Origin of the sequence: Arenibacter lacus, from assembly GCF_008711145.1 — a bacterium.
GTDB classification, from domain to species: domain Bacteria; phylum Bacteroidota; class Bacteroidia; order Flavobacteriales; family Flavobacteriaceae; genus Arenibacter; species Arenibacter amylolyticus.
In genome coordinates, this window is record NZ_VVIN01000159.1 from 1 (window position 1) to 1,564 (window position 1,564).

Consider the following 1,564-nt stretch of genomic DNA (forward strand, 5'->3'; position numbering starts at 1 on the left):
TAGGAGGTACAATAAATTGGCCCGAAAAAGAAAGTGTCCCCAAAGTGCTGAAAATGGTCCATAGAGACCAAACGTTGAAGGTTCAAGCCCTTTTAGCCTGTTTTTGAGCTCCTTTGGGCCAAGTATGGACATCAGTCTCCTAAGGTTGTAACAGGTCATCATCAAGTTCACCTCCGAGAGCACGTGCTGCTTTCCTTTCATCAGGGTATATGTGAAGCCCCATTGCCTTTTTAAAGTTCCGAACTGGTGTTCTGTGATCTGCTGCCTAAGTCTATAGTACTCCGGGTTTTCTTCCACTCTTTTTTGATTTTCCTCCAAGGCCTCTTGATAGATGGAACGTTCTATGAATCGTCCATTTTTATTAGTGGTACACAGATGTCTTACGGGGCATACCTTGCAAGCTTTCCTGTTCTTGTAATGCTTCACCTTGTGGCCCGCCTTATCGTAAACGGTTCCATTGGTTTTCAGAATTTGTCCGTCGGGGCAGGTATAGTTGTCCTTTTCCTTGTCGTATTTAAAATCGACCATAGAATAAAGGCCGTTGTGTTGGGAGGAATGCTCCTTTGGGGAGGAGTACGGCGTGATCCCGTTCTTGGTACATATGTCCAAATGTTTTGCAGTTGTATACCCTTTATCCGTAAGTGTGCGCATGCTGTCCACATTCAGAAGTTCTTTGACGTCCAATGCCATGGGGGAGAGTGCATGGGTATCGTTCACCGTCCCCGTATCATTGTTGACGAAGAGCTTATGCTTTGCATCGCAGCCCGCCTGCACGTTGTAGCCCACATTGATGATGTTTCGGTGCATTACCACGGACCTGGCATCGGGGTCGGTAAGGCTGATCTGTGTTTCCCCGCTTTCCCCGAGCTGCCTTTCAATTGTGCGGTACCTGTCTTTTTTTGATTCCTGATAGGCTATTTTACCCTGCAGTTCCTGGGTGTCGACTTCTAGATCTTCGGCATCCAATTGTTGTTGGTATTCCTGGACCTTGTTATCTATGTAGTCTATATGACGATCGATCTTTTTCTGGTTGAAGTTGTTCTTTAGGGCGTTCTGGGCCCTTATTTTAAAGGAATCGATGGCAATGGTCTCCCCGTCTATGAGTTCCCAGTCCCTGAGCAGCACCACGAAATACCTGAAGGCCTGTTTAAAGGCCGTTGCATTGTCTTTCCTGAAATACGCGATTCTCCTTGCCGATGGCCTGAGTCCCTTCAAGAGCCAGATGACCTCGAGGTTCACTTTGCAAGCATGTTCCAATCGGCGGGAGGAACGAAGTTTATTCTTGTAGCCATAGAGGTAGAGCTTGAGCAGATCCGATGAACGGTAAGGTGGCCTTCCCTCTGTATTAAGGACATCCTTGAACCCCAACTCCTGCATTGGGAGAATATCCACGAACATGTCAACGATCCGTGCCCAGGAATCCGGGCTCAGGCAGGATTCGAAATCCATCATTACCAATTGGTCCCTATTAAAACCTGTTATAAAATCCATATCATTAAGATAAGCAATATCAGAACGTTATGGACTCCATGGGTTAAAGGTAATCAACAAAGTTATTAAGAAA

1 protein-coding gene is annotated in these 1,564 nt (G+C 46.2%); it reads right to left on the reverse strand.

The window, feature by feature from the left end:
• Positions 1 to 1,491: IS1182 family transposase (locus F1E73_RS16910; RefSeq protein WP_223883498.1), on the reverse strand; the 1,491-nt coding region annotated here is incomplete at its 3' end.
• Between the last annotated feature and the right edge of the window lie 73 nt (positions 1,492 to 1,564).